This is a genomic window from Pseudomonas sp. BS3782 TE3695 (genome assembly GCF_050435305.1).
Taxonomy (GTDB): Bacteria; Pseudomonadota; Gammaproteobacteria; order Pseudomonadales; family Pseudomonadaceae; genus Aquipseudomonas.
In genome coordinates this window covers 5,525,157-5,539,447 of the sequence record NZ_JBNDKB010000001.1, presented here as the reverse complement: position 1 = coordinate 5,539,447, position 14,291 = coordinate 5,525,157, and the positions used below count along the sequence as shown (strand labels likewise).

Annotated in this window: 13 protein-coding genes and 2 pseudogenes; 11 read left to right on the top strand and 4 right to left on the bottom strand. The window is 53.7% G+C overall.

The genetic code is table 11. The features are described 5' to 3' along the window. Positions 1–8: 8 nt before the first annotated feature. Positions 9–326, bottom strand: coding sequence for a DUF7693 family protein (locus ABH909_RS24935; RefSeq protein WP_429440096.1), 318 nt, complete (start codon positions 324–326; stop codon positions 9–11). 387 nt (positions 327–713) lie between these two features. On the opposite strand from ABH909_RS24935, the gene ABH909_RS24930 reads away from it, so the two are divergent. After that, entirely contained in the window at positions 714–1,934 is a 1,221-nt protein-coding gene (locus ABH909_RS24930; protein ID WP_429438200.1) for an alpha/beta hydrolase, read from the top strand. Between the two features lie 318 nt (positions 1,935–2,252). After that, on the top strand, positions 2,253–3,026 hold the full coding sequence (locus tag ABH909_RS24925) for a ParA family protein (protein WP_429438198.1): 774 nt from the start codon (positions 2,253–2,255) through the stop codon (positions 3,024–3,026). A gap of 299 nt (positions 3,027–3,325) precedes the next feature. On the opposite strand, the gene ABH909_RS24920 is transcribed toward ABH909_RS24925, so the two are convergent. Then, entirely contained in the window at positions 3,326–4,159 is an 834-nt protein-coding gene (locus tag ABH909_RS24920; RefSeq protein WP_429438195.1) for a DUF6602 domain-containing protein, read from the bottom strand. A 345-nt stretch (positions 4,160–4,504) separates the two neighbouring features. On the opposite strand from ABH909_RS24920, the gene ABH909_RS24915 reads away from it, so the two are divergent. From ABH909_RS24915 to ABH909_RS24875, 9 genes and pseudogenes are all read left to right on the top strand, one after another. Then, positions 4,505–4,924, top strand: coding sequence for a DUF6088 family protein (locus ABH909_RS24915; RefSeq protein WP_429438193.1), 420 nt, complete (start codon positions 4,505–4,507; stop codon positions 4,922–4,924). Further along, entirely contained in the window at positions 4,893–5,963 is a 1,071-nt protein-coding gene (locus tag ABH909_RS24910) for a nucleotidyl transferase AbiEii/AbiGii toxin family protein (protein ID WP_429438191.1), read from the top strand. Before ABH909_RS24915 ends, ABH909_RS24910 begins: the two co-directional genes overlap by 32 nt. Positions 5,964–6,116: 153 nt before the next feature. Further along, on the top strand, positions 6,117–6,449 hold the full coding sequence (gene tnpA, locus ABH909_RS24905; protein WP_429438189.1) for an IS66-like element accessory protein TnpA: 333 nt from the start codon (positions 6,117–6,119) through the stop codon (positions 6,447–6,449). Continuing rightward, positions 6,446–6,781 carry an IS66 family insertion sequence element accessory protein TnpB gene (tnpB, locus tag ABH909_RS24900; protein WP_429438187.1) on the top strand — a complete coding sequence of 112 codons (336 nt, stop codon included), beginning with the start codon at positions 6,446–6,448 and terminating at the stop codon, positions 6,779–6,781. The genes tnpA and tnpB overlap by 4 nt, the downstream gene beginning before the upstream one ends. Positions 6,782–6,842: 61 nt before the next feature. After that, positions 6,843–8,210, top strand: a pseudogene (gene tnpC, locus ABH909_RS24895) (IS66 family transposase); the annotation flags it as partial. A gap of 513 nt (positions 8,211–8,723) precedes the next feature. Then, complete coding sequence (gene ltrA / locus ABH909_RS24890; protein WP_429438185.1) at positions 8,724–9,953, top strand: group II intron reverse transcriptase/maturase; 1,230 nt, start codon at positions 8,724–8,726, stop codon at positions 9,951–9,953. An 82-nt stretch (positions 9,954–10,035) separates the two neighbouring features. Further along, positions 10,036–10,209, top strand: a pseudogene (locus ABH909_RS24885) (transposase domain-containing protein); the annotation flags it as partial. Positions 10,210–10,310: 101 nt separating this feature from the next. Continuing rightward, a complete protein-coding gene (locus ABH909_RS24880) occupies positions 10,311–11,114 on the top strand; it encodes a hypothetical protein (protein WP_429438183.1) in 804 nt (267 codons plus the stop codon). Positions 11,115–11,343: 229 nt separating this feature from the next. Continuing rightward, entirely contained in the window at positions 11,344–12,105 is a 762-nt protein-coding gene (locus tag ABH909_RS24875; RefSeq protein ID WP_429438181.1) for an SDR family NAD(P)-dependent oxidoreductase, read from the top strand. A gap of 206 nt (positions 12,106–12,311) precedes the next feature. On the opposite strand, the gene ABH909_RS24870 is transcribed toward ABH909_RS24875, so the two are convergent. Next, positions 12,312–12,935 (bottom strand): exonuclease domain-containing protein, encoded by a 624-nt coding sequence (locus tag ABH909_RS24870; RefSeq protein WP_429440094.1) that lies wholly within the window; start codon positions 12,933–12,935, stop codon positions 12,312–12,314. 189 nt (positions 12,936–13,124) lie between these two features. After that, positions 13,125–14,291 (bottom strand): reverse transcriptase family protein, encoded by a 1,167-nt coding sequence (locus tag ABH909_RS24865; RefSeq protein ID WP_429438179.1) that lies wholly within the window; start codon positions 14,289–14,291, stop codon positions 13,125–13,127.

Below are 14,291 nucleotides of genomic sequence, written 5' to 3'. Positions count from 1 at the left end.
GCGCAGAGTCAGCTCGCGTTCAGCAGACGCTCAAGCTGTTCTCGTTCCCAGCCACTTAATAGTTCGACTGGATCTGTGCCATAGCGTTGCCAGTCTTCAATAGTCCTGACGCGACCATCAGGCGCTCTGCAATCCTCGCAGTAATCTAAGGTGCCACCGTCATTGAAAAGCGTGAGACACCAGCCATCGATCTCAACAGGCATGAGGCCGTTGTAGATTTCGCTCAAAGACTGGCTGCTGGTTCTTGTCATGGTGCGTGTGCCGAGCGCGACGTCCTTCAGTACCTGGTAGACATCACGGGCGGTGAGAGGGGAGTTTGTGTTCAAAATTTGCCGTCCTACGGAAGGATAATCGCGCATGGGCATAGATCGTGGAGTCGGCAATGGTAGCGCCCGAAGAGCGAGGACTTCGCGCCTCACTCCTTACGAACTACGCGGGCGAGTGCGTCCCCACCGTCAGTCATCTTTGAGTCAAAGCATCACCATACCTGCAAACAAGAGACTAATCCTGGTTTCGGTCGCTCGTATTCAAGGCTGGTTGTTGTAGAGGCGCTCAAGGGTGTTGAGCCTAGCACCATCTGGAAAAGACAAATTTTGGGTTATTGCAGGTAATCAGTCTGTACCTCTACTCGTGTCTACGGCTCCTATTTTCAGTTGTGGCACTTTGCTCGGATCAGTCTAGGGTTATCCAATATCAACCAGGGAGAGGAAGCTATGAGGCTGAAATATCAGATGCTGATTACTGCTACTAAGGGCAGTCTTTTCGCCATTTCGCTTCTACTGGCAGGTTGTTCCACTGAGAGTATGCACGCTCCAGTGCCGGCCCCTGTTCCAGCTCCGGCCCCGCCCCCAGACGAGCAGATTGAGACGGACATCAAGCTGATTACTGCCCCTAAGCAGCCTCTAGAGGACGGTATTGCTAAACCGCCGACAAGTTCTTACGAAAACGTCATTATTCGAACTTTCTACGCAACTAATCGAAATGCGACCGGCTCCCTACAAGCTTATGATGCATACGGTCGCGAAGAGGGCCCTCTGAGTTATGGCGTAGCGGACATCAGTATTCCGCGTGATCATCGTCTGGGTAGGATGGAGGCACCGTTCCTAGGCCTGAAAGCACTAGAGAGTCCAAGAAACGATCTTATGCTTCTGGGCATCCAGGCCGTGACAAGGGATCAACTCCTCGCTGCTATACACGAGAAAATCAGAGAGAGTAAAGGGAAGAGTGCACTTGTTTTCATACATGGTTACACCGCGTCCTTTGAAGATGCTGCAAGACGTACTGCTCAAATGAGTTATGACTTGGGTTTCGACGGGGCTCCAATTTTCTATAGCTGGCCCTCACAAGAGGCGATGCCAGCGTATAGAGACGACGAAAAAATAATCGAGCGAGCGACCCCGAAGATCAAAAAATTTCTCAGCGACATTTTCCAAGAAACAGATGCACAAAACATCTATCTGGTGGCTCATAGCATGGGAAATCGGGGGATGGCTGTTGCTATCTCTGAATTGCTAAATGAAAAACCAGCCATACGGCTTCGATTGAAGCAGCTCATTCTGACCGCTCCAGATATCGGTGTGGATGAGTTCAAGGGTATTAGTACGGCGTTAGTCAATGCCGGTGCACCGGTTACCTTGTATGCATCATCCAAAGACAAGGCTCTATTAGCTTCTAAATTAGTCAACACAGCGCAGAGAATCGGCGATACCAACCAGGTAGTAACGGTCGTTAAGGGGATCGAAACGATTGATGCTAGCGACGTAAGTACCGATTTTTTGGGCCATTCTTATTTTGCGGAAAATGGCTCCGTTGTCTCTGATATGTTTTACCTATTCAGAACTGATTTGCGACCTGAACACCGTTTCAATATGAAGACAATTAGTAGCGCTGAAGGCGCTTACTGGAAATTCAAGCCTGGCCTTTGCGAACCATAGAAGCTAGGGGGAGCTCGTCTTTCCACAATGCTGGCCTTTTACCGAGTTGAGCTGTTCTATAACCGGTCGGATGGGGACGACGGCTGCAATGGAGCGTTGTGCTGATTGGGTAACCACACCTTTTCAATGTCGCTTACAGATCGGTATTCGGATTGCACCTTTGCATTGCTACCAGGCTGTATTGGCAGGCAACCCCTCTAGACCAGTGCTTACGTCAGGCTATGTCGTAAAATTGAAATATATCGGTCATAGAATTGACACGACTTTTCACATTTCCCCTCACTCGGCCTTCGGCCTTTTCATGGATGAGAAAACCCCATGCGTCGTGTTGTGTTCAACCAGAAAGGCGGCGTTGGAAAATCCAGCATTACCTGCAACCTTGCCGCTGCGAGTGCCGCCGAAGGCTACCGAACACTATTGGTTGACCTCGATCCCCAGGCCAATTCAACTCACTATCTGACAGGCCTGATCAACGAAAGCATTCCAACGGGCATCGCCGATTTTTTCAAACAAACATTGTCCGGCGGCTTCGAAGGTAGAAGGAATCGAGTGGCCATCACCGAGACCTCTTACGACAACCTTCACTTGGTGACTGCCAGCTCCGAACTAGCTGACCTCCAGTCAAAGCTCGAGTCCAGATACAAGATCAACAAGCTGCGTAAGCTGCTCGTTGAACTATCCGAGGATTATGAGCGCATCTATATCGATACACCCCCGTCACTGAATTTCTACACATTCAGTGCCCTGGTGGCAGCGGATAGTCTGTTGATCCCATTCGATTGCGACAGCTTTTCTCGCCAGGCGCTGTATCGCGTGATAGCGCAGGTAGAGGAGCTACGTCTTGATCACAATGAGTCGCTGATAGTGGAAGGGGTGGTGGTCAATCAGTTCACCGGGCATACCAGCCTGCACCAAAATTTTGTTGATGAGCTGTTGGCCGAAGGTTTGCCCGTGCTGCCGGTTTACCTGAGCAGTTCCATCAAGATGCGCGAGTCTCACGAGGTTTCAGTACCCATCGTCCACTTGGCTCCTCGGCATAAACTTTCACTGGAGTTTTTTGGCTTGCTGGATGCGTTGGAGCGGGCCGCTTGACGCTGATCTCGTATCTTTCGCACTAAGTGACATGCACTTTACTAAGATCCGCCGGAGTGCTTAGCAAAAAACGGCTCCCCAATTTGCCGGGAGCCGTCCAAGCTGGTTTGAACCAGCATATGAGAGAGAGGGTACTGCCGCCCCCTACCAGGCGGTACTACATCACGCGTACCACTCGATAAAACGTTCAAAGTCTTCTATGCGTTCAAAACGCCAATACTGAACCGCCCGTCCAGTCCTCAACCGTGAGGCATGTTTTCCATTTAGCGCTGATGCGCGGCGGCACCGGCTGAGGGCTATCACGACTTAGCGTCGGAGATCTTCCTTCCCAGATTGTCGAAGAAGGTAGCGTTGAGCGTTGCTGCCCAGTCCATAGGTAGTAGCTCAGTCCAGCTTAACGCCTGAAGCAGCGTCACCAGACCCAGTCCATAGGCATTCGTCGGGGCTGACTCAACGCAAAGACCTGCCCCATACTTGCTGTCGAAGAAAAGCGACGATTTGAGACCGTCTGGGCCCAGATTCACAGTTTGAGTGGCGATGTGGTCATTCCCGAGAACGAGCAGATCTGGGGTGAGTTCATTACTGGTGGATGGGAGTAAAACGTCCGGTGAAAATTTTCGTGCAAATACTGCACAGAAAGGCTGGTTCTTAAGTGGTGGGAAGGTTCGCGGCCAGTCCCTGACTTTCCCGTTGTAGATCGGCCCATCTGCTTCATAGTCAGGGTTTGCGAGGGCGCGGCGCGTGAGCACGAGCTTTTTCACTGCCTCGGCCTGTCCGATCGCCTTTTCCAAAACGCCTGCATCCGAAATGGAGTGCTTGCATTCGATGTAGGCGTACACAGCGTCAACCGGGATCTGTTCCTTGACGGGAAACTGGCGGCTCAAGCTGGAGCGCAGGGTAGGGCTGGCCATCTTGTCGTAGATGATGAGGTCGTCCCCTGCCTTTGTGCCATCTTCAGCGACGACGAAGCCCCGGCAGACACCGTACTTGGCCGGAAGCACATCCTCCAACAGGGCGCAAAGGGCGAGCTCGAACTCATCACCCAAGTCAAAGTTGTAGATCGCCTCGATGTCCTGCAGGCGCGCCTCGACCTTCCTGGCCAACCTCTCGATGTACCCGCCGTACAATCCCATGCGATCTTCACCACGTCATGTGAGCTCGGGCCCTAGCCTCTGGCAGGGCCATCAGTTTTCTGTTGCGGTCATCAGTCGAAACGCTCCATTGCCCAGAGCAAGCGGCAGCGCGAGCGTAGGGTACACCAGCCTTGAGGTACCAATCGGCGGTGAGGGGCCGCGGCCCTGCTAAGCGAAGTCGGATCACCGACGAAAAAACGTCTACGTCGCCATTTTTTTTTGCAGTAGAATCTCGCGCACGGATGCGCAGGTTTTGCTAGCTCAGAGGCTTGGTTTTACTGGCTAGATCTGCGGTTAAGGCCTATAGTGACCTTAAGGTAAATAGCTAGTCTTAGGAGCTGTTATATGAAACTCGAAGACCGCATGAGCCGTTCAATCAAGCAGCGTGCGAGCCTAGTCGTGTTGCGCTCGGAGTTTTCAAGCATGGGGAGCGATTCGCAAGTCGGTCGTGTTTTGGCCCGGTTTGTTGCGAACGGTATGCTTGTGCGCGTCAGTAAGGGCGCGTTCGCGAAAGCTCGCATTAACCAGTACACGGGCAAGCCAACCCCCGCAGGCACGTTGGAAATGATTGCTGCTGAGCTATTCCGCAAGCTGAACATTTCGATCGCACCCAGTACCCTTGTTGCCGAGTACAACAGCGGTAAGTCGACTCAGATCCCTATGGGGACGGTCGTCAATACTGGGAGCCGACGTATTTCTCGTAAAGTGATTGTAGGAAACAACACTGTAGTCTATGAAAACTCTTTCAAAGCAGCTGCGGGTTAACATTGAAGATGCGTCGACGGCTGGCATTCTGAAAAGCATGCCAGCCGCTGTCGCAGAGAAAGATCAGCACATCACTGATGCTCTTCATGCGCTTTCGCAAATCCAAGTCACGCACGTCGCCGGTCAGCTAAACCGGAAAAAGGGTGACCCAAGGCCTGCAACGGTCAATGTTGCAACGCGAATGATTTTCGCTGGCGGTACCTGTCTTTCGAAAGCCTATGGTCTTATCGAAAGGATGTCCGAAGACATTGACATCAAGGTAGAGTTGCACGCACCACCTAAAGGCTACGCTTTTCCGAACACGCTTGGTGATCGTGGGCGGCTAAAGACCCTGCACAAAGAGGTCGAGGATGCTTTGACGGGGCTTGGATTCCAGTATGTTGTTCAGGAAGACAAGGATAATCCAATCCGCAGGGACGGCAGTCGCTACTATTGTCTGTTGGTATCTTACGAAGCACTTTTTCAGGACGCGGCAGGTACCCTTCGCCCGCAATTAAAGATTGAGCTCATTTGCCGGCCACCCATGCTTCCCTCGGAGACGCAGAACCTGGGTTACATGCTGGAGAAGCTGAGTGGGAGTAACGACCCCTTTCTGTTCTCCATGGAGTGCATCACCGTAGCAGAGACCCTTGCGGAGAAAGTACTCTCGCTGCTCCGTCGCTGTGCATGGAACTGGGACGGGCGTCAGCTCGGTGAATTCGATACGGCGCTGGTTCGCCATGTTTACGATGTGTGGCGGATCGCGACGAGCCACCCCGAAGCGTTAGAGCCTGCTTCACGAGTATTTTCCTCATCAGTGAACAAGGACGTACTTGAGTTCGGCAGGCAGCACCCTGAATTCGCTGCGGATCCGTTCGGGGTCTTGCGACGCACTCTTGAGGTTGCCGCGACCCATGATGGCTTAAAGGCTAATTTTGAACAGCGGCTCAAGCCTTTGCTTTACGCTCATGAGAAGCCTGACTACGAAACCTGCTTCGCAACGTTTGCCGATGTTGCACGGCATTTGCTGGATCACGGTGCAGCTAGCGGTGGTGCTTAAGGCTACATGCGTGACCCACTGAGTGTAATTGGCGTGAGCCATGGCCATGTGTATCCGTCCGGCCAAGTCATCTACCCAACCCCGAGAGGCCAAGACATGGTGTGCACTTAAATTTAAGTGGGCACCAGTTCTAGCCTTTTAAGCGGGTATTTCATGCAGCCAACACGCCGTTCCTATTCAAAATCCTTCAAAGCCCAGGTCATCCAAGAGTGTGTCCAGCCAGGCGCTTCGATTGCCAGCATCGCGCTCAGCCATAGCCTCAACGCGAACCTCGTCCACAAATGGATTCGGGTACACACACGGCAAAACACGGCGCTGCAACCTGCATTCATTCCGGTACCCATGCAGCTGGCCGAAGTGAATTCGCAAGCTGGATCGCCGAATATCTGCGTCGAAATCCTGCACCCACGCGGCACCGTCAACGTGAGCTGGCCAATTGAAAGTGCTGCTGCTTGCGCGACCTTTCTTCGAGACTTGCTGCGATGATCCGCATCGACTCCATCTGGCTCGCCACGGAGCCGATGGACATGCGCGCGGGTACCGAGACTGCATTGGCCAGAGTGATTGCGGTGTTCGGTGCGGCGAAGCCGCACTGTGCGTATCTGTTCGCCAACCGCCGCGCTACTCGGATGAAAGTTCTGGTGCATGACGGTCTTGGCATTTGGCTGGCTGCTCGCCGGTTGAACCAAGGCAAGTTTCACTGGCCAGGCATTCGCCAGGGCTCTGAAATAGAGTTGGATACCGAGCAACTTCAGGCTCTGGTATTGGGCTTGCCATGGCAACGCGTGGGTAGCGGCGGCGCGATCACGCTGCTTTAACGGCTGCCATTAGCCCATCGATCTATCGCCGCGAATTGCCTGGCCTGGCAAAATCGGCACCATGACTCTCCCCAACCTCGACCACCTGAATCCTGAACAACTGCGTGCGTTAGCGGCGCAGTTGATACAGCGTGTCGAGACGATGGGCAAGACAGTCGAGACCATGGGCCAAAAGATCAACCGCGACCAAACGGTTATCGAGAAGCTGACTCACGAGATCGCGCAACTCAAGCGTTTGAAGTTTGCCAAGCGCAGCGAGCAATTGAATCCGCAGCAGGCCAGCTTGCTCGATGACCTGATCGATACCGATATCGCGGCGATTGAAGCAGAGCTTCAGGTCTTGCAAACCGCTCCGACTCCACCTGAGAAAAAGCAAAAGCCCAAGCGCACTGCGTTGCCGGCAGAGTTTCCACGCACGTTGATCCATCACGAGCCTGACAATACTCATTGCCCATGTGGTTGCGCACTCAAGCGCATCGGTGAAGACGTCAGCGAGAAGCTGGATTACACGCCCGGCGTGTTTACCGTCGAGCGCCATGTCCGTGGCAAGTGGGTCTGTGATGACTGCGAAACGCTGATCCAGGCGCCAGTTCCGGCGCAGGTCATCGACAAAGGTATTCCAACCGCTGGGTTGCTGGCCCACGTCATGATTGCCAAGTTTGCCGACCATCTGCCTCTTTACCGTCAGGAATCGATTTTTGGTCGGGCAGGCCTGGCGATCCCTCGTTCCACTTTGGCTCAATGGGTTGGCGTGACTGGCGTGCAGTTGCAGCCTCTGGTAGATGCGCTGCGCGACGTAGTGCTCGGGCAGCAGGTCATCCACGCCGATGAAACACCGGTGCAGATGCTCGCTCCGGGCTCAAAGAAAACTCACCGTTCTTATGTTTGGGCCTACGCCACCAGCCAGTTCTGCGAGACAGCCGCAGTCGTCTACGACTTCAGCCCCAGCCGCGCCGGTGAGCATGCTCGCAACTTCCTGCAAGGCTGGAAAGGTAAGTTGGTTTGCGACGATTTTGGCGGTTACAAGGCCAGTTTCGAACTCGGCGTGACCGAGATCGGCTGCATGGCCCATGCCCGGCGCAAGTTCTTCGAACTGCACGCTACGAACAAGAGCCAGATCGCCGAGCAGGCCTTGCGCTACATCCAGTTGTTGTACGAAATCGAGAGCGAAGTGCGTGACTTGGAGCCGGATTTACGGTGCCGAATACGGCAAGAAAAAGCCATGCCGGTTATGGATAGGCTTCATGCCTGGATGATCGCCCAGCGTGATCTTGTGCCCGAAGGTTCGGCTATCAGCAGAGCACTCGATTACAGCCTTAAACGCTGGGCAGCGCTATCGCGCTACCTAAATGATGGGGCCGTACCCATTGACAATAACTGGGCAGAGAACCAGATCCGCCCGTGGGCACTCGGTCGCAAGAACTGGCTCTGTGTGTCACGAAGGAATCGTCATGACGACGAGATGAAAACGGCGGCATGACACTCCATGTTCCAAGATGGATGGAGGTAGGCCCTCCGGTCAGGGCGTGCAGGCGTACTGATCAAACGACCCGATGCTGCGAACATGTTCAGCATGTTGGTGGTGAGCGATTCGGGAAAAGGCAGAGTAACTACTGTCACGTAAGGCTCAGGTAGTTGAACGAAAGTGAACTGACTGATGAAGCGACGAAATCTCCACTGGTGTCAAAACGGGCTTGTATAGCCGGGCCCCGAGAAGTGCAGAGGACACCTGTCTACCGACTGCACGGCACCCGTTGTTAAGGCAGCAAGAACCTGAGTCAGGCCATTTTGGGGAACGTGAGAACCTATCCTCGGCACGTATCGTGGGGATAGGGACGGACTCACCCGTAGTAGTGATGAAAGACCTGTAATGGGGCTGGAGCGAAGGGGTGGGGATCACTTTCGTTGTGCGGGACACAACTCAAACGAGGATGACGTTTTAGTGCAGCGAAAAGCATTCGAGATACCGAAGTCGCTGGTGTGGATGGCGTATCAGGATGTACGCCGCAACCGTGGCGCGCCGGGCTGTGATGGTCAGACGCTCACGGACTTTGATCGGCAGCGCGATCATAACCTCTACCGCATCTGGAACCGGTTGTGCTCAGGGTCGTATTTCCCGCCACCTGTACGGGAAAAGCGCATTCCGAAAGACAATGGCAAGGAGCGCATCCTTGGCATCCCAACGGTCTCTGATCGGGTAGCCCAAGGCGCAGTGAAAAGATATGTGGAGGCTGTGATCGATCCGATTTTCCATCCTGACTCGTATGGGTACAGGCCCGGAAGATCGGCCCACGATGCTTTGCGTCAATGTTCCATTCGGTGCCGTCGTAAGAACTGGGTACTGGAAGTGGATATCAGCGCGTTCTTCGACCACGTTGGGCACGACCTGATCATCAAGGCTCTGGAACATCACCAGATGCCGAAATGGGTGATCTTGTACTGTCGACGCTGGCTGCAAGCGCCGATGCAGAGTGAGATGGGGTTGCTTCAGGAACGGGGACGAGGGACACCTCAAGGGGGTGTGATCTCGCCCTTGTTAGCCAATTTATTCCTGCATTACGCCTTTGATCGTTGGATGGACAGGGCGCATCGCGGCGTGCCGTTTGAACGGTATGCCGACGATATTGTTATTCACTGCACAAGGATGAGCGAGGCTGTTCGAATCAGGGAGAGCCTGACACGACGGATGAGTGAAGTGGGTCTGACCATCAACGAAGAAAAGTCGAAGATTGTCTACATCGACACATTCGAGCGGCACAATGTCGCGACGAGCTTCACCTTTCTTGGATATGACTTCAAGGTGCGAACCCTGAGGAACTCCAAGGGTGAACTCTTTCGTAAGTGCATGCCGGGAGCGTCGATGAAGGCGATGCGCAGGATGGTAGACACGATCAAACACTGGCGCATCCATCGATCCACTACGGATGACCTGAGGGATTTTTCTCGCAGGTACAACGCTGTGATTCGAGGATGGATCGAATACTACGGTAAATTTTGGTACAGAAACTTCAGCTATCGATTGTGGGGCGCGTTGCAATCGCGCCTGCTCAAATGGATGAAGAGCAAGTACCGAATCTCTATACGTCAAGCGGAGCATCGGCTGCGTCTTGTTCGAAGAGAGAATCCGGAGCTGTTCGCGCATTGGTATTTACTACGTGCATCGAATGTGTGATCAAGAGCCGTATGACGGGAGACTGTCACGTACGGTTCTGTGAGCAGCCGAGGGGTGAAATTCCCTTCGGCTGACTCGACTCGCCGGGTCGTTACGCAGTGGCAAACGGGCGGCGGCGATCATGAGCTTGATCCAGTCTGCGCGCATGAACGGGCATGATCCGTATGCGTATCTGAAGGACGTACTGACTCGTTTGCCGACACAGCGGGCGAGTGAAATTACGGAGTTGCTGCCGCATAAGTGGGCGCCAGTGTAACCTCGGAAAGCGCGCTCAGCGGACGCTCGCTGTTAGAAAGCGAAAACTATGAGTTCGGCAGCCAGACCAGCAACCGCCGCTATCTAGGGAAGGAGCATTAATTGAATATAATCAGCCTCAAAGATTTGACTGCGCGGCATGTCTTGGAGATATGGGAGCAGGCAAAGCAGCCTCCCAAATCCGTCAAGGGCACCGTGGGTTGGTCATTCGAAGGGAATGGTATTCGCACCCGTACCACGTTCATACAAGCTTTTGGACAGCTTGGTTTGCAATTCATAGAGCTTCCGAATCTTCTCAAGTCGAAGGAGCGTGTAGAAGATCTAGCGGGCTACCTTGATCATTTTTATTCTATTTATGTCATCAGGGAGTCGAGCCACGAAAAGCTGAAGGAATTTGCTTCGGCGAGTGGAAGGCCCGTCATAAATGCCATGTCGGCTCAGGGGCATCCCTGCGAGGTTCTTTCCGATGCCTTCTACATCCACTCTAAATTTGGTGAGATCCGTAAGGCAAAGATAGGACTGTGGGGCCCAACCACAAATGTGCTGCGCTCATGGCACGAGCTGGCGGAAGTGCTAGGAATAACGATCAGGCATTTCTGTAGCCAAGACCTTCATCATTCAAATCCTCATATTGCCTTTTCCGACGTTGCAAATCGGCAAGTGGATATCTTGATTACCGATTCGTGGCCAGCCAACTTCACCGACACTGAGTGGTCGCTCACAAAAGAACATCTGGCAAAGCTAGGCAACCCGATCTTGTTACCAACACCGCCCTTTTTTATCGGTGAAGAGGTTGGATTTGATCCTGTCGACTACAGCGGTTTCGCTGGATACGAGCAGAAGGCAGCACTGCTTCAGGTTCAGCGCGCAATCATGGAATACGCCATGAGTGCATGCCTTACCTAGCCGCTGACCGCCTGAATGCTGGAATTGGCAAGGTGTGTTCTCGGAACGCTTACAAACGGGTGCACACTGAGATATCCAGACTGCATTTAAGAACCAGCTGCACGAATATGACTGCCAACAGCACGAAATTCAGGGTCGGCAACTACCAGCAGATAGGAAACAATTCCCACCTACGACGTCCTATGGTGCTGCGGTGGTGGTTCTCTAGCAACCAATTCGAGATTTCTATATGAAACCCAATCCGCCAATCGATAACGCACTACGCGTCGCGTTGGTTACAGGATCCACATCCGGTATCGGCGCGGCCATTGCACGTGTATTAAGCGGGGCAGGCTATGCGGTGGTTCTCCATTCGCGAAATTCTGCGGATACGGGTCGCGCTATGGCTGCCGAAATGAAACAGGCTATCTACGTGCAAGCTGATCTTGCTTTTGAAGCTGACAGGGTCAGGCTTGTTAACGAGGCGATCGCCGCGTGGGGTCAGCTCGACGTATTGGTCAATAACGCCGGCATCAGCAGAGTTATTCCGCATAGCGACCTTGCCTCTGCCACTTCGGCGGTGTGGCACGAACTTAACGAAATTAATGTCGTGGCGCCGTTCCACCTAGTCGCATTGGCCGAATCGGCATTGCGCGATGCCGCCCGTTACCGTCGAGCAGGTAGCGTCGTAAACATCAGTTCGCATGCTGGTGTCCGTCCTAAGGGCGCATCCATTCCCTACGCGGTGAGCAAAGCTGCGCTCAATCACATGACCCGCTTGCTCGCGGTGTCACTTGGGCCAGACATTCGCGTAAATGCTGTGGCGCCTGGCTTGGTCGACACGCCTCTGACCGCAGAGTGGACAGATGCCCAAGAGTTGTGGCGAGATCGCGCCCCAATGCGCAGGGCCGCTAGCCCAGACGACATTGCAAACGCTGTTGCAATGTTGGTTGATTCGGACTACTTAACCGGTGAGATACTCCTGTCAGACGGCGGATTAAATCTGACCTAGGTTTAGCGCTCTCCGCAGGGGCGGCGCGAGAAGACGAGTTACTTTGCTTTGCCGACGGGCTCAAACGCCGGACGGATACGATAGTTTTGCAGGGCGGGCTAGATGACTTTGCCGGACGGATACGGCCATGTGGCTGTGCTGTGGCTTACTGGCTCATGGCTCGATCGCAAGTAGATCGGCGCTGGGCCCTCTATGCATTTTGCCCATTACCGACCAAGCATGTGGATTGCCACGTTTGCCACGTTGCGGGCGTCATCGATGCCACGGTGGTAGGTGCCTTCCCATTCAAGCCCTAGCATCTCCACTGCCGGCTGCAGACCGAGCGTACGGCAGTTGAATACCTTCCAGTGCCATTTCTTTAAATTGGTGTGCAGCATCCCTTTCAGCATCGGTTCGCAATGTAAACGTGAGGCATCTTTCTGAAGCTGCTTGTAGTCGTAATCGCCCCACGAACACCAGATTGAATTTGGGTAGGCTTCTAGAAATGCATCAAGCATCTGAGCAACCCTGGCATAACTAGGAGCAGCGTCAACGTCGCTTTGCTTGATCGTCGTTAGCTTTCGGCAGAAGTCAGTAAGTACCGGGTGCAGGGTGGGCCGGACAAAGCTCTGAAATTGGTCGACCACCTGGAGCGATGACAGGTCGATCACAGCCAAGCCAATTTCAATAGTTTCCATATCCTCACGCTGCACGATCAACTGGCGTGGTGGTTCTCCCGGCTTGGCGTCCTCATCGCACGTAGCCTCAAGATCGATGCATAGTAGGTAATGGTAAGGGTGTAAAACCTCCCTTAGGGCTCCTAAATGCTGGGGCTTACGAACAGGTACCATGCTCAGCTCTAACCTTTGGATTGATGAAAAATGCCCAACGTCTTGTTGGCCATTAGGAAAATTATCCGATGCCAATGCGCATTGTCCACCGGATGCGCTCATCTTGACAGCGCTACACGGGTGGTGGGGTTTCAACGCAGATCATCGATGATGAAGGGGGGCGAAGCTTGAAGAGGACGGAAGGGATGCCTAGGGAAAGATGACATGGTCAAGCTCAAGCGTCTTGCAGATACCTTTGAGCCGGTTGCCTTGTTTCTTGCCCCAATCCGGCTCGATGCTGAAACCGTAGGCGATTTTTCCGCTGACATGGTTGATCAGCCCCTGGAGTGATTGAAATCCACGACACTCCGCATGGGCCATGGCATCTATCACGGGGTGGGCCAGGTAGTAGAGGTGATCGCTGACATACTTCTTGTAGGATTTCGGAAGCCGGGGCTTTGCGCCGTCGACTAGCAGGCCCAATACAATCTTGCGGGTGCCCGGCGTGACGATTTTCGTCTTGGCGGTATTTAGCCAGAACCCTTGCTCAGCTAGGCACTCGTTGATCGCATTGATGTGCTGGGTCGCCTGTGACCGTTCAAATGCATTTTTTGAGGAAAATACGAGGTCGTCGGCATACCGGGAGTACACCAGACCATTCTCCGACGCATAGTCCTGCAGATTTTCGTCCAGGGACTGCATGATCAGATTGGCGATTCTCGGAGAGGTGGCAGCCCCTTGAGGCAGATGGCCTATGCGCGGGTCAGCTGGATACGGAAGCCCCGCAGGGAGGCTTTTGTTGCCGAATCTACGGTCTGGGTTGCCTTTGAACCGGACTCGGGTGCAGAGCCTCGAAAGCTCAAACGACACCAGCGGTTGGTACCCGAATGACCTGAAGAGCTCGTAAACCTGAGGCTCCAAGATCGACTCGAAGAAGTTAGTGAGATCGAGCTTGATCAGCCAGTGCGCCCCGCAATGAAGTTCGGCTGCCTCCAATACCCCGTGGCGGTTGTCATAGGCGTAGCTGGCTTCGTGCGGCTCCACTCTGGACAGGATGTGGGCGTTGATCCATCGCTGAACCCGGAGTAAGTCCTCACTGGGTGCACATATCCATCTGAACCGATCCAAGCTGTGTCCCGCATTCGGCTTTCTAAGCTTGAAGACGTTATACGCCTCTGTCTTATAGGTTCGGCTGATCGTTCGATGTAAAAAAGGATAGGGAACACCTGCCAGATGGGCGAGGTGATTCAGGGTAAGGATGGGTGGGCAGCCGTGCTTCATCTGCTTTGCCGTCTTCACGACATTTTGCAGAATGTCCTCACGGACGCCGTCCTGGCGGCCTCTTCTTAAATAGGGCTGAGAGCTCCAGCGACTCAT